Annotated in this window: 17 protein-coding genes; 6 read left to right on the top strand and 11 right to left on the bottom strand. The window is 69.3% G+C overall.

The window, feature by feature from the left end:
* Positions 1–124 precede the first annotated feature (124 nt).
* Entirely contained in the window at positions 125–1447 is a 1323-nt protein-coding gene (locus WDU93_RS05590; protein WP_337318439.1) for a bifunctional o-acetylhomoserine/o-acetylserine sulfhydrylase, read from the top strand.
* Between the two features lie 106 nt (positions 1448–1553).
* Positions 1554–2759 carry a homoserine O-acetyltransferase MetX gene (gene metX, locus WDU93_RS05585; RefSeq protein ID WP_337318437.1) on the top strand — a complete coding sequence of 402 codons (1206 nt, stop codon included), beginning with the start codon at positions 1554–1556 and terminating at the stop codon, positions 2757–2759.
* 6 nt (positions 2760–2765) lie between these two features.
* Here the strand turns inward: metX and WDU93_RS05580 are convergent, their stop codons facing one another.
* The 8 genes from WDU93_RS05580 to guaB1 form a co-directional block, all read right to left on the bottom strand.
* The gene (locus WDU93_RS05580) at positions 2766–3410 is read right to left on the bottom strand and encodes an NUDIX hydrolase (protein ID WP_337318435.1); all 645 of its coding nucleotides are present in this window, start codon (positions 3408–3410) and stop codon (positions 2766–2768) included.
* A gap of 20 nt (positions 3411–3430) precedes the next feature.
* A complete protein-coding gene (locus WDU93_RS05575; protein WP_337318433.1) occupies positions 3431–4612 on the bottom strand; it encodes an MFS transporter in 1182 nt (393 codons plus the stop codon).
* 52 nt (positions 4613–4664) lie between these two features.
* Positions 4665–4976: a thiamine-binding protein gene (locus WDU93_RS05570; RefSeq protein ID WP_337318431.1), complete on the bottom strand. Its 312-nt coding sequence runs from the start codon at positions 4974–4976 to the stop codon at positions 4665–4667.
* Between the two features lie 18 nt (positions 4977–4994).
* Positions 4995–6215 (bottom strand): hypothetical protein, encoded by a 1221-nt coding sequence (locus tag WDU93_RS05565; protein WP_337318429.1) that lies wholly within the window; start codon positions 6213–6215, stop codon positions 4995–4997.
* Positions 6212–7066, bottom strand: coding sequence for an ADP-dependent NAD(P)H-hydrate dehydratase (locus tag WDU93_RS05560; RefSeq protein ID WP_337318427.1), 855 nt, complete (start codon positions 7064–7066; stop codon positions 6212–6214). Before WDU93_RS05560 ends, WDU93_RS05565 begins: the two co-directional genes overlap by 4 nt.
* A gap of 199 nt (positions 7067–7265) precedes the next feature.
* Complete coding sequence (locus WDU93_RS05555; protein ID WP_337318425.1) at positions 7266–8327, bottom strand: hemolysin family protein; 1062 nt, start codon at positions 8325–8327, stop codon at positions 7266–7268.
* Positions 8324–9640, bottom strand: a complete 1317-nt coding sequence (locus tag WDU93_RS05550) for a hemolysin family protein (RefSeq protein ID WP_337318423.1) — start codon at positions 9638–9640, stop codon at positions 8324–8326. Before WDU93_RS05550 ends, WDU93_RS05555 begins: the two co-directional genes overlap by 4 nt.
* Positions 9641–9758: 118 nt before the next feature.
* The gene (gene guaB1 / locus WDU93_RS05545) at positions 9759–11219 is read right to left on the bottom strand and encodes a GMP reductase (RefSeq protein WP_337318421.1); all 1461 of its coding nucleotides are present in this window, start codon (positions 11217–11219) and stop codon (positions 9759–9761) included.
* A gap of 171 nt (positions 11220–11390) precedes the next feature.
* Between guaB1 and WDU93_RS05540 the strand changes: the two genes are divergently transcribed.
* The gene (locus tag WDU93_RS05540) at positions 11391–15059 is read left to right on the top strand and encodes a multifunctional oxoglutarate decarboxylase/oxoglutarate dehydrogenase thiamine pyrophosphate-binding subunit/dihydrolipoyllysine-residue succinyltransferase subunit (RefSeq protein WP_337318419.1); all 3669 of its coding nucleotides are present in this window, start codon (positions 11391–11393) and stop codon (positions 15057–15059) included.
* A gap of 68 nt (positions 15060–15127) precedes the next feature.
* On the opposite strand, the gene WDU93_RS05535 is transcribed toward WDU93_RS05540, so the two are convergent.
* The 3 genes from WDU93_RS05535 to WDU93_RS05525 are packed head-to-tail and all read right to left on the bottom strand — an operon-like array spanning position 15128 to position 17304.
* A complete protein-coding gene (locus WDU93_RS05535) occupies positions 15128–16417 on the bottom strand; it encodes a GNAT family N-acetyltransferase (RefSeq protein ID WP_337318417.1) in 1290 nt (429 codons plus the stop codon).
* 51 nt (positions 16418–16468) lie between these two features.
* A complete protein-coding gene (gene rsrA / locus WDU93_RS05530) occupies positions 16469–16714 on the bottom strand; it encodes a mycothiol system anti-sigma-R factor (protein WP_337318415.1) in 246 nt (81 codons plus the stop codon).
* Entirely contained in the window at positions 16711–17304 is a 594-nt protein-coding gene (locus tag WDU93_RS05525) for a sigma-70 family RNA polymerase sigma factor (RefSeq protein WP_337318482.1), read from the bottom strand. Before WDU93_RS05525 ends, rsrA begins: the two co-directional genes overlap by 4 nt.
* A gap of 121 nt (positions 17305–17425) precedes the next feature.
* On the opposite strand from WDU93_RS05525, the gene aroA reads away from it, so the two are divergent.
* From aroA to bcp, 3 genes are read left to right on the top strand one after another with little or no spacing between them, the layout of a single operon-like run.
* Complete coding sequence (gene aroA / locus WDU93_RS05520; RefSeq protein ID WP_337318412.1) at positions 17426–18751, top strand: 3-phosphoshikimate 1-carboxyvinyltransferase; 1326 nt, start codon at positions 17426–17428, stop codon at positions 18749–18751.
* Positions 18748–19806, top strand: a complete 1059-nt coding sequence (rsgA, locus tag WDU93_RS05515; RefSeq protein WP_337318410.1) for a ribosome small subunit-dependent GTPase A — start codon at positions 18748–18750, stop codon at positions 19804–19806. Before aroA ends, rsgA begins: the two co-directional genes overlap by 4 nt.
* Before the next feature lie 19 nt (positions 19807–19825).
* Positions 19826–20302: a thioredoxin-dependent thiol peroxidase gene (gene bcp, locus WDU93_RS05510; protein ID WP_337318407.1), complete on the top strand. Its 477-nt coding sequence runs from the start codon at positions 19826–19828 to the stop codon at positions 20300–20302.
* Positions 20303–20317 lie beyond the last annotated feature (15 nt).

Genomic DNA, 20317 nt, shown 5'->3' with positions numbered 1-20317 from the left:
AGGGCGTGTTACGTCACATTTCCCCTCGCTTGTTGACGCGCGGCGCGCTTCCGTACTCTCACCACAAGGCATCCGCCGTACCCGCCGCACACCACTTCGCTCACTCAGACCCTGGGAGAATCTCATGTCCGCACCCGAGAACTGGCGCTTCGAGACCAAGCAGATCCACTCCGGCGCTGCCCCGGACCCGGTGACGAAGGCGCGTGCCACGCCGATCTACCAGACCACGTCGTACGTGTTCGACAACGCCGACCACGCCGCGAACCTGTTCGCGCTGGCCGAGTTCGGCAACATCTACACCCGCATCCAGAACCCCACCCAGGATGTGCTCGAGCAGCGTCTCGCGGCTCTTGAAGGCGGCAGCGGCGCCCTCGTGCTCTCCAGCGGCCAGGCCGCCTCCACGTTCGCCATCCTCAACATCGCCGAGGCCGGCGACCACTTCGTCGCCTCGAGCTCCATCTACGGCGGCACGTACAACCTCTTCAAGTACACCCTCGCCAAGCTCGGCATCGAGGTCACCTTCGTCGAGAACCAGGACGACCCGGAAGAGTGGCGCCGCGCCGTGCGTCCGAACACCAAGCTGTTCTTCGCCGAGACCATCGGCAACCCGCAGATCAACGTGCTCGACATCCGCACGGTGGCCGACATCGCCCACGAGAACGGCGTGCCGCTGATCGTGGACAACACCATCGCCACCCCGTACCTGATCCGTCCGTTCGAGCACGGCGCCGACATCGTCATCCACTCCGTCACGAAGTTCCTCGGCGGCCACGGCACCACGATCGGTGGTGTGATCATCGACGGCGGCAGCTTCGCGTGGTCCGAGAACGTCGAGAAGTTCCCCGGCCTCACCGAGCCCGACCCCTCGTACCACGGCGCCAGCTACACGGCCGCGGTCGGCGACAGCCTGGCCTACATCATCAAGGCCCGCGTGCAGCTGCTCCGCGACCTCGGCTCGGCGATCGCACCGCAGAGCGCGTGGAACCTCATCCAGGGTGTCGAGACCCTGTCGCTGCGCATCGAACGCCACGTGCAGAACGCCCAGGAGATCGCGGAGTGGCTTGACAGCCGCGACGACGTCGCCGCGGTGAACTACTCCGGACTGCCGTCGTCGCCGTGGTACGCCGCGGCGAACACCTACGCCCCGAAGGGTGTCGGCGCGGTGCTGTCCTTCGAGCTGAAGGGCGGCGTGGAGGCCGGACGCGAGTTCGTGAACAACCTCACGCTGTTCAGCCACCTCGCCAACATCGGTGACGTGCGCTCACTGGTGATCCACCCCGCATCCACCACGCATGCCCAGCTCACCCCGGAGCAGCAGCTGACCGCCGGGGTCACCCCTGGCCTCGTCCGCCTGTCGGTGGGTCTGGAGAACGTCGACGACCTCAAGGCCGACCTCGAAGGCGCCCTCGCCGCCGCACGTCGCCTCTCTGAGGCCGCGCGCGCCTGACAGAGCAATTCGACATCGCCCCTGGGCCTCACCGGCCGAGGGGCGATGTCGTGTGTCGGGGTGTAACCTGCGGGCGGACACCACCACCACCGGCGAGAATGGGCGTATGGACTGGCAGACGACCTCCGAAGACACGGTGCCCTCCGCGCCCGTGACCGAGGCCGACGTACGCCTGCTGCGAGCCCGTCCGCCGGCCAGCGGTGCGTGGCGCGACGGCGACCCCGTCGGGGATCGCATGTTCACCGCCCTCGGCACGTTCCGCACGGAGAACGGCGCCCAGCTGCCCGGCATCCGCCTCGCCTGGGAATCCTGGGGCGAGCTCAACGACGCTCGCGACAACGCGGTGCTCATCCTGCACGCCCTCACCGGCGACTCTCATGTGCGCGGCGATGCGGGCCGCGGGCACCCTACGGCCGGCTGGTGGGCCGATATCGTGGGCCCCGGCGGCCCCATCGATACCGACCGCTGGTTCGTGATCGCCCCGAACATGCTCGGCGGCTGCCAGGGGTCCACCGGACCCGCCAGCATCGCGCCAGACGGGTACGAGTGGGCCGCACGGTTCCCCTACCTCACGATCCGCGACCAGGTCGCCTCACAGGCACTCCTCGCCGATGCGCTCGGCATCGAGCGGTTCGCGGCGATCATCGGCGGCTCGATGGGCGGCATGCACGCCCTGGAGTGGGCGATCATGCATCCCGAGCGCCTCGAGCGCCTCGCCGTGCTGTCTTCTCCCCCGGTGACGACCGCCGACCAGCTCGCCCTGAACTTCGTGCAGTTGGAGACGGTGCGGATGGACCCACGGTTCGCCGGTGGTGAGTACTACGACGCCGCCCTCGGTGAGGGACCCCATCGCGGGCTGGCCCTGGCGCGCCGAATGGCGCTGCTGAACTACCGGAGCCCGATCGAGCTGAACCAGCGTTTCCAGCGCTCGTGGCAGTCGGGCATCTCGCCGCTGGGCCAGGGCGGGCGATTCGCCGTCGAGTCGTACCTCGACTTCCACGGCAACAAGTTCACCCGCCGTTTCGATGCGAACAGCTACCTCGTCCTCGTCGAGGCCATGAACTCGCACGACGTGGGCCGCGATCGCGGGGGTGTCGAAGAGGCACTGCGCACGGTCACGGCCAAGACGCTCGTGCTCGGCATCGACAGCGACCGGCTGTTCCCCGTCGACGGGCAGCAGCGCATCGCTCGCAGCATCCCGAACCTCATCGACGACGAGGCCGTCGTGCTCACCAGCGACTTCGGCCACGACGGGTTCCTCATCGAGAGCGAACCGGTCGGTCAGCACCTGGCCAGGCTACTCGACGCCTGAGCACCCTCAGCGGTGCTCGTACCGCCAGGGCAGTCGCCCCGTGTCCAGGCGGTGCCGTGCGGATGCCGGGCCCGGGTCATCCGGATAGTCCGCATCGCCCGCCCACAGGAACCGCGAGCCTGCCGGCTCACCGGCAATCCGGGTGGCGAACCGCCCCGGCTCGCCCGTCGCGGCGTAGACGTCGGCGACGCGGTCGTGCCCGATCAGCCCGTGCAGGGTCACCCAGGTGGGCGGAAACAGCACCAGCTCACCGGCCGCATGCCGCCGCAGCGTCTCCTCCGGAGCACACCACACCGCGTCGACGATCTCGCCGGGGTTGATGTGCACGTCGTCACCGAGGTCACGGGCGATGAAGAACCAGGTGCGGATGCGCACGGGCGCCTGCGCCGGCGGCGTCCACAGCGACAGCGCCACGGCATCCGCAACGCGTATGCCGGTCTCCTCGAGGGTCTCGCGGACGGCGGCGTGTGCTGCCACGTCGCGCTCGGCCTCGGCCGGGTCACCGTCAGCGGGCTCGACCTTGCCCCCAGGGAACACCCACGCATCGGCGAAAGACCCGGTGGCAGGGCGGCGCAGCATGAGCGTCTCGAGGCCGTGTGCGCCATCGCGCAGCACCACCGCGGTACCGGCCAGTGGCAGAGCAGGTTCCATGCCCACACTCTAACCAGCGCTCAGACGCGGACGACGGGTCTCCGCTCCAACCGGAAGGCGAGCAGGGCGATGCCCAGGCCGAGGAGGGCCAGCAGCGCGCCCACCCACGCAGGTGAGGTGAAACCGAGCCCCATCGAGATGGTGACGCCGCCGACGAAGGCGCCCAGGCTGTTGCCGATGTTCAGCGCCGAGTGGTTCAGAGCGGCGGCGATCGACTGGTTCTCGCCGGCGACATCCATCAGTCGGGTCTGAATCGCCGGCGCCAGCACAGACGACACCAGCCCGACGAGCACGGCAAGGCCCATGAGCAGCACGATCGAAGATGCCAGCAGGGCGAGCAGCACCAGGACGAGCGCGAGTCCGGCCAGCCCCGCCAGCAGCGTGCGCCGCAGATCACGATCGGCGAACACGCCGCCGAGCAGGTTGCCGACCGTCATGCCCACCCCCACGAGCACGAGCGTGATCGGAACCGCCCACTCCGGCGCCTCGGCGACGTCGGTGACCAGCGGAGCGATGTAGCTGTAGACCGCGAAGAAGCCGCCGAAGCCGATCGCGCCCGACGCCAGGGCGAACCAGACCTGTCCGATCCGGAACACCCCCAGCTCCGAGCGCAGCGTGCGTCCAGGGTCGCCCGGGTGCTCTGGTACGAACAGGGCGATGCAGAGCGTGGCGAGGGCGAACACGAGCGTGACGACGAGGAATGCCGTGCGCCAGCCCCACTGCTGACCGAGGAAGGTGCCCAGCGGCACCCCGACGACGTTCGCGATCGTGAGGCCGGAGAGGATGAAGGCCACGCCCTGGGCCCGACGCCCGGGGCCGAGCACGTCAGCGGCGACGAGCGCACCGATGCCGAAGTACGCCCCGTGCGGGAGCCCCGCGAGGAAGCGGGCGAGGCCTACCTGGCCGAAGGTGGGCATGACGATCGCCAGCGCGTTGAACAGGGTGAGCGCCAGCGCGAGGCCGATCATCACGCGGTGCCGCGGGAAGCGGGCGACCGCACCGGCGATCGTGGGCGCGCCGACGACGACGCCGAGCGCGTACATCGAGATGAGGATGCCGGCCTGGCCGATGGCCTGTTCGTGGTTGCTGGCCCAGAGGCTGGGGAGCAGATCACGCGCGACGTCGGGCAGCAGCCCCATCATCACGAACTCGGTCATGCCGATGCCGAAGCTGCCGATGGCGAGGGAGAGGAGCGCCCTCATCGCCGCCCCCCTCGAGAGATTCGAGGGAGTCACCCGTCAATGCTAGCGGCGCTCAGACGTCCGCTTCGTCGATCGCCGCCTCAAGGCGCTCGATCTTGGCGTCGAGCTCGCCGGTGTAGCCGGGGCGAATGTCGGCCTTGAGCACGAGCGAGACGCGCGAGCCGAAGGGCATCACGGCATCCGTCGCGCGCTTGACCACATCGAAGACCGCGTCCCACTCGCCTTCGATCTCGGTGAACATGCTCGTTGTGCGGTGCGGTAGGCCGGATTCGCGGACGACACGTACAGCGGCGGCGACCGCGTCATGCACGGATCCGTCGACGTTGCCGGTTCCGGACGGGGCGACAGAGAAGGCGACGAGCATGGGACTCCCTAGGTGTGGTCAGCGGCGATCAGCCGCGGCGTGCACGATCGCGCGGATCGAATGGATGAACAGGATGAGGAGCACCACGTTGCGCACGGTGAGCACGAGGATCGGCAACGGCTGGGCGTGCAGCAGTGCGTCATACAAGACAGGGTAGATGGCGAAGGTCAGCGCACACAGCGCCAGTGCGAGCAGGGCGGGGGTGAGCGCGCGGGCACGGTCGCAGACGATCCACAGCACGATCGGGGCGATCAGCCAGGTCTGGAACTGGGGAGATCCGACCTTGTTCGTCACGATCAAGGCGGTCACCAGCGCCAGGGCGAGAGGCGGAAGCAACCGTTGCCCGGCGGCGCCGGCACGGATGCTCCACACGCCGACACTCGACACAGCGGCCACCATCAGGACCATGAGCGGTGTGAGCAGCGCCGCGGTGAGCTCGACGCCGGGAGCAGCCACCTGGAAGGTGAGGATGTCATAGCTGTACGAGATGGATGCCGTGCCGGTGGCGGCCATCCACAGGAAGGGCGTCGCCGCGACCGCTTCGATCTGCAGGCCCCGCCCGGTCTGCTCTCCGAGGAAGCCGAAGGCGTAGCCGCCCGCCCCGGCGAGCAGCAGCGCGAGCAGCAGGAACACCGTCGTCGCGACAGCGGCCAAGGCAACCCGCATCCGTGTGCCGAGGGCGACGATGGCAGCGAGCACGAGGGCGCCGGGCCAGATCTTGATCCACGCGCCGGCGGTCAACAACACCGCCGCGACGACCGGGCGCCGCGCGAGCCAGAGCCCGCCGACCACCGCGAGCGGCACCACCACCGCGTCGATGCGGTACATGCCTACCGGGCCGAGCAGCGCGATCGCCGCCGCCCAGAACCCGCCGGCCAGCACCCGCGCCCGACTGCGGCCGCGCCCGACGAGCACCGCGAACGCGATGAGGTCGCACACGGTCACGAGCACGGCCCAGCCGATGAGGTAGGCACCCTGGGCGCCCACCGCCGCCTCGAGCAGCGCTGCGGGCAGGTGCGCGAGCAGCATCGGCACGAGGGCCAGCTGTGGGTAGACCCAGGGCTCGGTGATCCCGACGATGGCGCCGCCGCCCAGCGCAGACGAGGACCATGGCAGATAGACGAGCACGACATCACCCATCGGCTGACTGGGCAGCACCCAGCCGAGCACGGCGACCAGCAGGTGCGCCACGGTGAAGAGCGCCCAGACGAGGGGGGCCGCCGGTGCGGAGCGGGTCATGCCAGGAGCGACCCGATGGCGGCGGGCAGTGCCTCGGCGACGTCCAGGGCGAGGATCGGATGCCCTGCGCCGCCCTGCGCCGTGCCCGAGGCGATGGCCGCGGCATGGCCGTGCAGCCAGGCGGCAGCCGCCGCGACCTCGGCCCTGGGTGCGGTGGGATGGGCGGCGACGAGAGCACCGAGGACGCCGGCCAGCACGTCCCCCGCTCCGGCCGTGGCCAGCCAGCCGGGTGCCGCCGAGACGGCGAGCAGGGTGCCGGACGGATCGGCGACGAGCGTGCGGGCCCCCTTCAACAGCACGACCTGGCCGAGATCTGCGGCTACCGCGCGCAGACGCAGCTCCCGTTCGGCGTGATCGCCGGGGGCTGGCGCATCGATGGAGAGCGCTTCACAGAGCCGGGCGAACTCGCCCGCGTGCGGGGTGAGGATCAGCGGCGCCGCCGCAGCCACGGCGAGGTCGAGGGCACCGGCGTCCGTCACGACCGGCACGTCGCCGGCGAGCAGCTCGCGCAGCACCGCCGTCTCGTGCTCGTCGCGTGCACCGCCATCCGTACCGGAGCCGATCACCCACGCATCGACCCGGATGCGCGCAGGGTCGCCGGTGACGGTCTCCGGCCGTCGGGCGAGAACAGCGGCGGTGGCATCCCCCGCGTACCGCACGAAGCCGATGCCGGACCGCCAGGCGGCCTCGACCCCCAGCACAGCAGCGCCGGGGTACTGCGCCGAACCGGTGCGGAGGCCCACGACGCCGCGGGAGAACTTGTCGTCGTCGGCGCCGGGCACCCGGAAGAATCCGGCGGTGTCACCGGCGCGCCACTCCCGCACCTCGAGCATCCCTCCACGGTAGGGCATCGGGCCGCGCCCTCAAGGCCGAACGACCCGATCGCCTCCCCCAGGCAGATCGGGTCGTTCGCCGGATGCCCGCTCGGTGACGACTCCCCCTCGGCCGGCACCGACGCTCCGGGAAGATCCCAGGCCCCGCCCGAACACGATACGACGACCGTCGCGAGAGCGCCATGGGGAGGACTACCCATGGCGCGCTCGCGGTGGGTCAGCGGCCGTGACCACGTCGCGTGGCGTCCTGCACCTCGCCGATGAGCTCCTCGAGGATGTCTTCCAGGAACAGCACGCCGGTCACCTCACCGGCCGAATCGCGCACCTTCGCCAGGTGGCGTCCGGCACGGCGCATGGCCGCGAGCGCGTCTTCGAGGTCGGTGTCCTCATGCACGGGCACCATGTGGTGGATGCGCTTGGCCGGCACCGGCAGCGCCGCCCTGGCCGCCGCCTCCGGGCCCTCACCGCCGCGCAGGATGTCCTTCAGGTGCACATAGCCCACGGGGACGTCGTCGGCGTCCACGATCACGTAGCGGGAGAACCCGTGACGAGCGACAGCGCGTTCGATGTCGTCTGGTGTGGTGTCCTCGGGCAGCGTCACCAGCTCGGAGAGCGGCACCGCGACATCACGCGACTTCTTGTCGGTGAACTCCACAACGGCGGCCACGGTGCCTGCGGCATCCGCCAGCACGCCCTCACGACGGGACTGGTCGACGATCGTGGCGACCTCGTCAAGCGTGAACGTCGATGCCGCCTCGTTCTTCGGTTCCACCCGGAACAGGCGCAGCACACCGTTCGCGGTGGCGTTGAGGGCCCAGATCACGTGGCGGAACAGCCGCGACACGGCCACGAGCGGCGGCGCGAGCATGAGCACGGCGCGGTCGGGCACCGAGAACGCAAGGTTCTTCGGCACCATCTCGCCGAACACGACGTGCAAGAACGACACCAGCGACAGGGTGATCACGAACGCGACCACGGTCACCACTCCGGCATCCCAGCCGAAGATGCCCAGCGGCACCTCGAGCAGGTGGTGGATCGCCGGCTCCGAGACGTTCAGGATCAGCAGCGAACAGATCGTGATGCCCAGCTGCGAGGTCGCCAGCATGAGCGTGGCGTGCTCCATCGCGTACAGCGCGGTCTTCGCCGCGCGGGATCCCCGCTCGGCGAGCGGTTCGATCTGCGAACGCCGGGCCGAGATCACGGCGAATTCGGCGCCGACGAAGAAGGCGTTGGCGATCAGCAGCACTACCAGCCAGACCAGGCCTGCCCAGTCGCTCATCGTTCCTCCTCCGTCGTCTCGATGACCGGGTCGGGCGTGAACCGCAACCGATCGATGCGGCGGCCGTCCATCCGGACGACCTCGAGGGTGCCGTGCTCGAGTCGCACGGTGTCGCCGAGGGCAGGCACCCGCTCCAGCACACTCATGACGTAGCCGGCGACGGTGTCGTAGACCTCGCCCTCCGGCACCGGGATGCCGGTGCGGCTGAGCAGTTCGTCCGGGCGCAGCTCACCAGGGAAGGTCACTGAACCGGCGCGGGTGACGACGCCGGCGCGCGAGCGGTCGTGCTCGTCAGCGACCTCTCCGACGATCTCCTCCACGAGATCCTCGAGCGTCACCAGACCCGCGGTGCCGCCGTACTCGTCGACGACGATCGCCAGCTGATAGCCGGTGGCGCGCAGCTCCGCGAGCAGCGCGTCGAGGTGCACGGTCTCGGGCACCCGCAGCGGTTCGGTGGCGAGCGCCCCGACCGGCACGTCGGCGCGCCGCTCTCGCGGCACGGACACGGCCGCCTTCAGGTGCACGATGCCGGTGATGTCGTCGAGATCGTCGTCATAGACGGGGAAGCGGCTGTGCCCGGTGCGGCGGGCGAGCAGGATGACGTCTTCGGCGGAGTCCCCGACCGCGAGTGCGTGCATGCTGGGGCGCGGCGTCATGATGTCGTCGGCGGTGAGGCGGGCGAAGGTGAGGCTGCGATCCAGCAGCGAGGCGGTGTCCTCCTCGAGCACACCCGCACTCGCCGAGCGCCGCACGAGCGAGGAGAGTTCCTCGGCCGACCGCGCGCCGGACAGCTCTTCCTTCGGTTCGATGCCCATCGCGCGCAGCACCGCGTTGGCACTGCCGTTGAGCACCACGATCGCCGGCTTGAAGACCGCGGTGAAGGCCGTCTGGAAGGGCATGACCACCTTGGCGGTGGCCAGCGGCAACGCCAGCGCGAAGTTCTTGGGCACGAGTTCGCCGAGGATCATCGAGAGCACCGTCGCGATGAACATCGCGATCGTCACCGATAGCGGCGTCACCACGGATTCCGGCAACCCCCAGGACACGAACACGGGACCGATCAGGCGGGAGAGCGCCGGTTCCATGGTGTATCCCGTGAGCAGCGTCGTGAGCGTGATGCCCAGCTGCGCCGATGACAGGTGCGTGGACGTGATCTTCAACGCCCGGATCGTGAGCCCCAGTCGCGACTCGCCGCGGGCCTGTCGCGACTCGAGTTCGGCGCGGTCGAGATTGACGAGTGCGAACTCGCTGGCCACGAACAGGCCGGTCCCGATTGTGAGAAGAAGCCCCACGCCCAGCAGGAGGAATTCCATCAGCTGCTCCCCTCGTCAATTCCGAGGGGCGGGCGGTGGGGCGATGTACTGCAAGAAGGAGGGTCGTCCATTGTGTCGACGATTGTAGCGAATCGGGCTGAGCGTCGTGCGCCGCCGATCACCAGCTGACCGGCAACGCCTTTCCCTCTTCGTAGCCCGCCGCCGACTGCAGTCCCACGAGCGCACGCTCGTGGAAGTCCGCGAGCGTCGCGGCCCCGGCATAGGTGAACGAGGAACGCACACCGGAGGTGATCATGTCGACCAGGTCTTCGACGCCCGGTCGCAGCGGGTCAAGGTAGATCTTCGACGACGAGATCCCTTCGGCGAACAGCTCCTTGCGCGCCTGCTCGTAGGCGTCGAGGCGGCCGAAGCGCGCCTGCACGGCCTTGGTGGAGGCCATCCCCCACGATTCCTTGAACAGTCGCCCGTCGGCGTCGCGCTGCAACTCTCCCGGCGCCTCGATCGTGCCGGCGAACCACGAGCCGATCATGACGGATGCCGCGCCTGCGGCGAGCGCGAGCGCCACATCCCGCGGGTAGCGCACGCCGCCGTCGGCCCAGACGTGCGCGCCGCGTTCCCGTGCGGCCTGCGCGGTCTCGAGCACGGCCGAGAACTGCGGGCGTCCCACCGCGGTCATCATGCGCGTGGTGCACATCGCGCCCGGCCCCACCCCCACCTTCAGGATGCTGGCGCCGGCGTCGACCAGATCGGCCACGCCGTCGGCGGTGACGATGTTGCCTGCCACGATCGGGATGCCGAGGTCGAGCGCCGCGACGGCCGACAGGGCGCGGAGCATGCCCTCCTGATGCCCGTGCGCGGTGTCGACGACGAGCGCGTCCACGCCAGCAGCGGCGAGCGCCTTCGCCTTGCCCGCGACGTCGCCGTTGATCCCGACCGCTGCGGCGACCGCCAACCGTCCGGATTCGTCGACCGCCGGGCGGTACAGGCTGCCGCGCAGTGCCGAGCGTGCGGTGAGGGTGCCGACGAGGTGCCCGTGATCGAGCACGAGCACCATCTCGGAGTCCAGCGCGCTGATCGTGTCGAACGCCGCGCGGCCGTCACCGACCTCCTCGGCATCCAGTGCGGGGGCGTGACCGCGCACGATGTCACCGAGTGCGGCGTCCAGCAGCGCGGTCGCCAGCCGGGTGGCCGGCACGATCCCGCGGATCTCGTCCACGTGCAGGCGGGTGCTGCCGGCGGCATCCGCGACGACCACGCCGTGACCTGCCGCTGCCGGCATCAAGGCGAGCGCATCCGCCACGCTCGCGTGCGGGGGCAGCACGATCGGGGTGTCCCAGCGCGACGGCTGGTCCTTGACCCAGCGGATCGCAGCATCCAACTGCTGCAACGGAAGGTCCTGCGGCAGCACTCCGAGCCCGCCGCGGCGGGCGAGGGTGGCGGCCAGGCGCGGGCCCGTGACCGAGTTCATGTTCGACGCGACCAGAGGGACGGTCGCGGGCGTGCCGTCGTTCGGCGCCAGATCGACCTGCAGACGGCTGGTCACCGCGGACCTCCGCGGAACGAGGAACACGTCCGAATACGTCAGATCCACCATCGGTCGCTCACCAGAGAACTGCATACGCCCACGCTACTCCGCGCACCCCGCAGACGACCGGGAACCTCCCGGGCGAGGCATGCGATCCCCGTCACGAATGGCACTAGGCTTGAGAGCCGAAACGTGACAGGGCCGCTCGTCGTGCGCGAAGCGTCCTGCACACACCGATTCATCGACGAAAGAGGGCGATCGAGAGTGTCGAACCAGGTGACCGGCGGCGGCGACGGAGGGTTCGGGGCCAACTCCTGGCTCGTCGACGAACTCTACGAGCAGTTCAAGCAGGACCGGAACTCCGTCGACAAGGAATGGTGGCCCATTCTGGAGAACTACCAGCCTGAGTCCACGACGTCCGCGCCGTCCGCCCCGGCTGCTGCCTCCGAGGCCCACCCGGTGACCGCTCCCGTGCCCGTGATCGGCGCGCAGCCGGTCGCCCGCACGACCGCGAAGCCTGCCGCATCCGCCCCCATCCCCGCCCAGGCACCGAAGCCTCAGGCGAAGGAAGAGGCGCCCGCCTCGGAAGACACGGTCACGGTGCTGCGCGGTCTGCCCAAGACGCTCGCCGCCAACATGGACGAGTCCTTGACCGTCCCCACCGCGACCAGCGTGCGCACCATCCCCGCCAAGCTGATGATCGACAACCGCATCGTCATCAACAACCACATGGCCCGCACCCGCGGCGGCAAGATCAGCTTCACCCACCTGATCGGATGGGCGCTGATCCAGACGCTCAAGGAGTTCCCGAGCCAGAACGTCTTCTACGCCGAGATCGACGGCAAGCCCTCCGCCGTCTCGCCCGCACACATCAACCTCGGCATCGCGATCGACCTGCCCCGCCCCGACGGCACGCGGGCGCTGCTCGTGCCGAGCATCAAGCGTGCCGAGACGATGACCTTCGGCGAGTACCTCTCCGCCTACGAAGACCTCGTCACCCGCGCCAGGGCCAACAAGCTCGGCGCCGCCGACTTCCAGGGCACCACGCTCTCGTTGACCAACCCCGGTGGCATCGGCACCGTGCACTCCGTTCCGCGCCTCATGCGCGGCCAGGGCAGCATCATCGGCGCCGGAGCGCTGGAGTACCCGGCAGAGTTCCAGGGTTCGAGCGAGAAGGTGCTCACCGAACTGGGCATCGGCAAGACCATCACCCTGACCAGCACCTACGACCACCGCGTCATCCAGGGCGCAGGATCGGGCGAGTTCCTGAAGAAGGTGCACGAGCGCCTCATCGGCGAGCGCGGCTTCTACGACGACATCTTCGCGGCCCTGCGCATCCCCTACCAGCCGATCCGCTGGAACGCCGACATCGCCGTCGACCTGGCCGAGCGCGTCGACAAGCAGGCCCGCGTGCAGGAACTGATCAACTCGTTCCGTGTGCGTGGTCATCTGATGGCCGACATCGACCCGCTGCAGTACATGCAGCGCTCGCACCCCGACCTCGAGATCGAGAGCCACGGCCTGACGTTCTGGGATCTGGACCGTGAGTTCGTCACGGGCGGCTTCGGCGGCAAGCGCGTCATGAAGCTGCGCGAGATCCTCGGTGTGCTGCGCGACTCGTACTGCCGCACCGTCGGCATCGAGTACATGCACATCCAGGACCCGGAGCAGCGTCGCTGGTTCCAGGAGAAGCTCGAGGTCAAGTACGTCAAGCCCGGTCACGACGAGCAGCTGCGGGTTCTGCGCAAGCTCAACGAGGCGGAGGCCTTCGAGACCTTCCTGCAGACGAAGTTCGTCGGCCAGAAGCGCTTCTCGCTGGAAGGTGGCGAGTCGCTGATCCCCCTGCTGGACGAGATCCTGCAGGGCGCAGCCGGCGCCGGCCTCGATGGTGCGGCGATCGGTATGGCTCACCGCGGCCGTCTGAACGTGCTCACCAACATCGCCGGCAAGACCTACGGTCAGGTCTTCCGTGAGTTCGAGGGTCTCGCCGCCACCGGCAACCAGCGCGGCTCCGGTGACGTGAAGTACCACCTCGGCACGGAGGGCACCTTCGTCGCCGACGACAAGTCGGAGCTGCCGGTCTACCTGGCCGCCAACCCGTCCCACCTCGAGACCGTCGACGGTGTGCTCGAGGGCATCGTGCGCGCCAAGCAGGACCGCAAGCCCATCGGCACGTTCGCGTGGCTCCCGATCCTCGTGCACGGTGACGCGGCCTTCGCCGGTCAGGGTGTCGTTGTCGAGACCCTGCAGATGTCGCAGCTGCGCGGCTACCGCACCGGCGGCACCGTGCACGTCGTGGTGAACAACCAGGTCGGCTTCACCACGCTGCCCAACGACTCGCGCACCTCGGTGTATGCCACCGACGTCGCCAAGACCATCCAGGCGCCGGTGTTCCACGTGAACGGCGACGACCCCGAGGCCGTCATCCGTGTGGCGCAGCTCGCCTTCGAGTACCGCGAGCGGTTCCACCGCGATGTCGTGGTCGACCTGGTCTGCTACCGCCGCCGTGGTCACAACGAGGGCGATGACCCGTCGATGACCCAGCCGCTGATGACCGACCTGATCCAGGCCAAGCGCTCGGTGCGAAAGCTGTACACCGAGGCTCTGGTCGGTCGCGGCGACATCACCGAGGAAGAGTACGACGAGGCGAAGGCCGACTTCCAGAACCGCCTGGAGATCGCGTTCGCCGAGACGCACGCCGCCGAGACCGGCGCCACGCCGATCGCCGTGCAGACAGCCGCGCCGGCGCCGGACGACGAGCCTGTCGGCAGCCCGGATGTCACGGGTGTGGCCACCGAGGTGATCCAGCTCATCGGCGATGCGCACGCGAACAAGCCCGACGGCTTCACCGTGCACTCCAAGCTGCAGCAGCAGCTCGACAAGCGTGTCGAGATGAGCCGCAACGGCAACATCGACTGGGGCTTCGGCGAGCTGCTCGCCTTCGGCTCGCTGCTCGTGGAGGGCACCCCGGTGCGCCTGGCCGGTCAGGACTCGCGCCGTGGCACGTTCGTGCAGCGGCATGCCGTGCTGCACGACCGGCAGAACGGTCAGGAGTGGCTGCCGCTGGCGAACCTGGCCGACGGTCAGGGCCGCTTCTTCGTCTACGACTCGCTGCTCAGCGAGTACGCCGCCCTCGGGTTCGAGTACGGCTACTCGGTGGAAGACACCAAGGCGCTCGTGCTCTGGGAGGCCCAGTTCGGCGACTTTGCCAACGGCGCCCAGTCGGTCATCGACGAGTACATCTCTGCCGCGGAGCAGAAGTGGGGCCAGCAGTCGGGTGTCGTGCTGCTGCTGCCGCACGGGTACGAGGGCCAGGGCCCTGACCACTCGTCGGCCCGCATGGAGCGCTTCCTGCAGCTGTGCGCGCAGGACAACATGACCGTCGCGCGCCCGTCGACCCCCGCGTCGTACTTCCACCTGCTGCGTCGTCAGGCGTACGCCCGTCCGCGCAAGCCGCTGATCGTGTTCACGCCCAAGGCGATGCTGCGCCTGCGCGGTGCCACCAGCCCGGTCGAGGACTTCACGCAGGGCCGGTTCGTGCCGGTCATCGACGACGACCGCGGACTCGACCGCAACGCCGTCAAGCGGGTGCTGGTGCACTCGGGCAAGGTGCACTGGGACCTGCGCAGCGAGCTGGAGAAGAACCCGAACCCCGAGGTCGCCCTCGTGCGTCTCGAGCAGCTCTACCCGACCCCGATCGACGAGCTCAAGGCCGTCACCGATTCGTACCCCAACGCCGAACTGGTGTGGGTGCAGGAAGAGCCGGAGAACCAGGGCGCCTGGCCGTTCCTGGCGCTGGCGTTCGCCGAGGTGCCGGGTGACCGCGAGTTCCGCGACGTGTCGCGCCCGGCATCCGCGTCGCCCGCGACGGGTTCGTCGAAGGTGCACGCCATCGAGCAGGCCGAGCTGATCCGCCGGGCTGTCACGCTCTGACGATCAACGAGAAAGCCCCTGACCTTCCGAGGTCAGGGGCTTTCTCGCGTGTGTGCGGTCGTACGCGGTCAGTACCAGATGGACAGCACAGGGGCCTCAGGGCTGCGCAGCGCCTCGGAGAACGCGATGATCTGCGCCCCGTCGCCGTGCACTCGTCCGGCTGCTGCCAGCTGTGTGAGCGGCACTCCCCCGACATACGCCGACGACAGGGTGGCGACGTCGAGTGTCACGTCCGGTGCGGCATCCGTCGCCTGCACGGTCGCCGTGCCGCCGGACACGCGGACGCGCCAGATCCCCTCCGCGAAGCCGAGCGCGTCGGTCACCTCGACCGTGATCTCGAGATCGTCGCCGGCGTATGTGCGCGCCTGGAGGGCTGCCGGCACATCGAGGATGCGCAGCCAGCCATGGTCGTGCACGCGCTGGGTGACGGCCCGCTGGTCGGCGACAAGCCACGTGACGGGGTCGTCCACGGGGCGCAGATCCACCGACACCCTGTTCACCAGATCGTGGTGCAGCAGGAACGACCACATCGCCCGCAGCCCCTCGTCAGTGTCGGCGACGAGATGGCGTACCTGCAGCTGTGCGCGGAACTCACCTTCGACCTCCGCGAGGCGATACGCCACGGCGCCGCGTGGCCTTCCCTCGTCGTCGCGCCAGACGACGCCGCGCACCTCGGCGGCGCCCTTGTCAGACGGGCCCTGGCCCGCCATCCGTCGCCAGCGTGCCGGCCACCCGGCAATCTGCCCGGCCCGCTGCGTGCGAGCACGGTCGTGCAGTTCGCCGAGGACGGTTGCGAGCTCGTCCTTCTCGACGTACGCGAACCGCCCGGATGCATCGGGGGCGCCCCATCCGGCGCGCCGCGCGTCGATCGTGAGCTGCGCCACGGGGATCGCGGCTCCGAATCCGTACCGCCCATAGATCGTGGCCTCGCTGACGGTGAGCCCTGCCACCGGCACACCGGCCGTCGCCGCCGCCCGCAACTCACCTTCCAGCAGCTGCCTGGCAATGCCCCGGCGGCGATGGGTGGCCGAAACGGTGACCGAGCTGATCGCCCACATCGGCACCTCGCCGCCGGGCACGGTCAGCGGGGTCACCCACGAGTTCACGGTCGCGATCGGCAGCGGGTCGTCGCCGTCGAACACGCCGATGTTGCGGCGATCCTGAAGGATGCCCGCCATCTCATCCCTGGACTCATCCGTGGGTTCGGCATCGAGAAAACCGCGGGTCTCCGCCCGCAGAAACGCGGCCGTGGCCTGCGCATCTGCGGTGTCGATGATGCGGTAGTCGAAGCCGGAACGGTGCAGTCGCTCGGCGGATCGCGGGTCGGCTGGCTGGTCTCTGGCGTCGATGTCCGTCATGCCGACAGCCTAGGGGGCGCGGCGATTGCGGCCGAGCCTCGCCCTCGAGGGTCAGTGCGCGCTGGCCTGAATCTCGCGCAGGCGCAGGAACACCTGCTCGCGCAGTTCTTCGGGGGCGGTTTCCTTGCAGGCGCGGGCGATCACCTCGGTGAGCGTGACGCTCACCTGCATCTCCTCCTGACAGGAGGGGCAATTGTCCAGGTGCTCACGGATCTCGGCGTGCTCGGTGTTGCACACCTCGTTGCGGAGGTACTCCTCCAGATCCCGGCGTGCCTTCTCGCAGCCGCAATCGCTCATTTCCCGCTCCTCAGTTGGGCCGCCGCGATTCCTCGCTCGGCGGCATAGTCAGCCAACAGTTCGCGCAGCATGCGCCTCCCCCGGTGCAACCGGCTCATCACGGTGCCGATGGGCGTCTTCATGATGTCGGCGATCTCCTGGTACGAGAACCCTTCGACATCGGCGAGGTACACCGCGAGGCGGAAGTCCTCCGGCACCTCCTGGAGCGCGTCCTTGACGACGGATGCCGGCATCCGATCGATCGCCTCTGCCTCGGCCGACCGGCCATGTGTGGCCGTGGTCGATTCGGCGCCGCCGAGCTGCCAGTCCTCGAGTTCATCGATGGTGCCCTGGAACGGCTCACGCTGCTTCTTGCGATAGATGTTGATGTAGGTGTTGGTCAGGATGCGGTACAGCCACGCTTTGAGGTTCGTACCCTGCGAGAACGTCGCCCACGAGCCGTAGGCCTTCACGAAGGTCTCCTGCACGAGGTCGGCTGCGTCGGCGGGGTTGCGCGTCATGCGCATCGCCGCCGCATAGAGCTGATCCATGTACGGGATCGCCTGCTCCTCGAACTCGCGCCGAGGGTCTTCGGATACTGTCTCGTCCATCACCGGCCAGTCTAGGCCGACGACCTCCTCGATCTCCCGCTCCAGCGTCGCCGCTGTCATGCCCGATCCTTCCCTTGCCGATCCTCGGCTCTTGCGCCGGGGTTCACTAGGGTAGGAACCGATGAGTGAGCACAGGTATTCCCCCGCGTCCACCGGCGGCGCCTACACGGCGCCGTTCGTCGACGCGCCGGTACACGCGACGCTGACCATCCCCGGCTCGAAGTCGCTGACCAATCGCGAGCTGATGATCGCGGCGATCGCCGACGGCCCCGGCCGCCTGATCGCCCCGCTGCACTCCGACGATTCGCGTCGGATGATCGAGGCTCTGCGCGCCCTCGGCGTCGGCATCGAGGAGATCGACGGCGGCGGGGAGTTCGGCCCCGACCTGCTGGTCACCCCCGCACCGCTGCACGGCGGTGCCACGATCGACTGCGGGCAGGCGGGCACGGTCATGCGGTTCATCGCGCCGCTCGCCGGCCTCGCCTCGGAGGACGTGCATCTGACCGCCCACGAGTCGGCACTGCACCGCCCAATGGGCGTGATGATCACGGCCCTGCGCGACCTCGGCGTCGACGTCGACGATGAGGGCACCTGGGCCCTGCCGTTCACGATCCGCGGCCACGGCCGCATTCGCGGCGGCCGCGTCGAGATCGACGCCTCCGGATCGAGCCAGTTCGTCTCGGGCCTCCTGCTCGCGGCGCCGCGCTTCGATGTGGGCCTGCACCTGGTGCACACGGGCACTCATCTGCCGAGCCTGCCGCACATCGACATGACCATCGAATCCCTCAGTCGGCGCGGCATCCGCATCGAACGCCCAGGGCACGGCGAATGGCTGGTCGAGGCAGGTGTGCCGCGCGCCAAGGAGATCGCGATCGAACCCGATCTCTCCAACGCCGCGCCGTTCCTCGCCGCGGCCATGGTGACCGGCGGCGATGTGACGATCACCGGCTGGCCGCTGCACTCCACCCAGCCGGGTGCGCTGCTGCCCGAGCTGCTGCACGCGCTGGGCGCACACACGTCGCGCCACGGCGGCGCCCTGACGGTGCGCGCCGGTGACGGCATCCGCGGCGCCGACCTCGACCTGTCCGCGGCGAGCGAGCTCACCCCGACGATCGCGGGGCTGGCAGTGTTCGCCGACGGTCCGACCACGATCCGTGGGGTCGGCCACATCCGGACGCACGAGACCGACCGCATTGCGGCGCTCGTCGCCAACATCCGTGCACTCGGCGGCGAGGCGGAGGAGCTCTCCGACGGTGTGCGCATCACGCCCGTGCCGTTGCACGGCGGCGCCTGGCCGGCGTACCACGATCACCGAATGGCCACCACCGGCGCCCTGATCGGGCTGCGCGTGCCCGGTGTCGAGATCGACGACATCGGCACGACCGCCAAGACGCTGCCCGAGTTCACGCTGCTCTGGGATCGGATGCGGGGAGGCACCACCGCGTGAGCTGGCTCGGCGACGACGACGGTCTTGACGACGAGTACGACGAGTTCGACGAGAGTCGTATCCGCACGCGGCCGAACCCGAAGGCGAACCGTCCTCGCACCAAGCGCCGCCCCGCGCATGATGACGCGGAACTCGGCCGTGTGTTGGGGGTCGACCGCGGCCGCTACAGCGTGCTCATCGGTGAGAACACCGACGACGAGCGCATGGTGACCGCCGCCCGTGCCCGAGAACTGCGCCGCACCCCGATCGTCACAGGCGACCGGGCCCGCGTCGTCGGCGACACCAGCGGCGAGGACGGCACGTTGGCCCGCATTGTCGGGCTCGCACCGCGCACCTCCCTGCTGCGCCGCAGCGCAGACGACACGGATCAGGTCGAGCGTGTCATCGTCGCGAACGCCGATCAAATGCTCGTGGTCGTGGCCGCCGCGGATCCGGAACCGCGGGAGCGCCTGGTCGATCGCTACCTGATCGCAGCTCTGGATGCCGGCATCCGGCCGCTCCTCGTGGTGACAAAGACCGATCTCGCTGACCCCACCGCCTTCCTCAGCCACTTCGACGGACTGGACGATCTGCGCGTGTTCACCAGTGCACGGGGCAAGATGCCGGTCGCCGAGATCGGCGAGGCACTGGTCGGGCATTCGACGGTCTTCGTCGGGCACTCGGGTGTCGGCAAATCGACGCTGGTGAACGCGCTCGTTCCGACCGCCCATCGAGCGACAGGACACGTCAACGAGGTCACGGGTCGTGGGCGCCACACCTCCTCGTCGACCGTGTCGCTGCGCTATGAGGGCCCGAGCGGCTCGGGGTGGGTCATCGACACTCCCGGCGTGCGATCGTTCGGCCTGGGGCACGTCGATCCGGCGAACATCCTCGCGGCGTTCACCGAGCTCGCTGTGATCGCCGAGAACTGTCCCCGGGGCTGCACGCACCTGCCCGACGCCGAGGATTGCGCTCTGAATGAGGCAGCGGCCGCCGGCGAGCTCGGCGCCAGCGAGCGCGCACGTCTGGACTCGCTGCAGCGTCTGCTCGAGACGTTCTCCTCCCCCGGTCGCTGACCGCCGGTAGGCTGACCAGGTGACGAACGAGCGACTCGAACCCGGTGCCCCTGCTCCCGACTTCACGCTGCTCGACCAGGACGGCACTGCGGTGTCGCTGGCCGATCTGCGCGGCACGAAGACGATCCTGTACTTCTACCCGGCGGCGATGACGCCCGGATGCACGACACAGGCCTGCGACTTCCGTGACAGCCTCTCCTCGCTCGAGGGCGCCGGCTATCGCGTGATCGGCATCTCCCGCGACGAGCCGGCGAAGCTGGCGGAATTCCGCGCGCGCGATGGGCTGTCGTTCACCCTGCTCAGCGACCCCGACCATGCCGTGCACTCGGCATATGGCACCTGGGGCGAGAAGATGAACTACGGCAAGGTCGTCGAGGGCGTCATCCGCTCGACCTTCGTGCTCGATGAGGACGGCATCATCACCGAGGCGATGTACAACGTCAAGGCCACCGGCCACGTCGCGCGTCTGCGCAAGATGCTGGGCCTGGACGCGTGATCTGCGACCGTCCCG

It is taken from the genome of Microbacterium istanbulense, from assembly GCF_037204145.1.
Classification (GTDB): Bacteria; Actinomycetota; Actinomycetes; order Actinomycetales; family Microbacteriaceae; genus Microbacterium; species Microbacterium istanbulense.
The sequence above is the reverse complement of the archived record's forward strand: the minus strand, read 5'-3'. Positions and strand labels throughout refer to the sequence as shown.

Excerpts from the sequence above, each read along its gene's own strand:
- aroA (WP_337318412.1), top strand. The coding sequence starts at position 17,426 with ATGAGTGAGCACAGGTATTCCCCCGCGTCCACCGGCGGCGCCTACACG.
- WDU93_RS05575 (WP_337318433.1), bottom strand. The coding sequence starts at position 4,612 with ATGAGGGCGCTCCTCTCCCTCGCCATCGGCAGCTTCGGCATCGGCATG.
- WDU93_RS05590 (WP_337318439.1), top strand. The coding sequence starts at position 125 with ATGTCCGCACCCGAGAACTGGCGCTTCGAGACCAAGCAGATCCACTCC.
- WDU93_RS05550 (WP_337318423.1), bottom strand. The coding sequence starts at position 9,640 with ATGGAATTCCTCCTGCTGGGCGTGGGGCTTCTTCTCACAATCGGGACC.
- WDU93_RS05580 (WP_337318435.1), bottom strand. The coding sequence starts at position 3,410 with ATGGAACCTGCTCTGCCACTGGCCGGTACCGCGGTGGTGCTGCGCGAT.
- WDU93_RS05535 (WP_337318417.1), bottom strand. The coding sequence starts at position 16,417 with ATGACGGACATCGACGCCAGAGACCAGCCAGCCGACCCGCGATCCGCC.
- WDU93_RS05560 (WP_337318427.1), bottom strand. The coding sequence starts at position 7,066 with ATGCCCTACCGTGGAGGGATGCTCGAGGTGCGGGAGTGGCGCGCCGGT.
- WDU93_RS05555 (WP_337318425.1), bottom strand. The coding sequence starts at position 8,327 with ATGAGCGACTGGGCAGGCCTGGTCTGGCTGGTAGTGCTGCTGATCGCC.
- guaB1 (WP_337318421.1), bottom strand. The coding sequence starts at position 11,219 with ATGCAGTTCTCTGGTGAGCGACCGATGGTGGATCTGACGTATTCGGAC.
- WDU93_RS05570 (WP_337318431.1), bottom strand. The coding sequence starts at position 4,976 with ATGCTCGTCGCCTTCTCTGTCGCCCCGTCCGGAACCGGCAACGTCGAC.
- WDU93_RS05565 (WP_337318429.1), bottom strand. The coding sequence starts at position 6,215 with ATGACCCGCTCCGCACCGGCGGCCCCCCTCGTCTGGGCGCTCTTCACC.
- WDU93_RS05525 (WP_337318482.1), bottom strand. The coding sequence starts at position 17,304 with ATGGACGAGACAGTATCCGAAGACCCTCGGCGCGAGTTCGAGGAGCAG.
- rsrA (WP_337318415.1), bottom strand. The coding sequence starts at position 16,714 with ATGAGCGATTGCGGCTGCGAGAAGGCACGCCGGGATCTGGAGGAGTAC.
- metX (WP_337318437.1), top strand. The coding sequence starts at position 1,554 with ATGGACTGGCAGACGACCTCCGAAGACACGGTGCCCTCCGCGCCCGTG.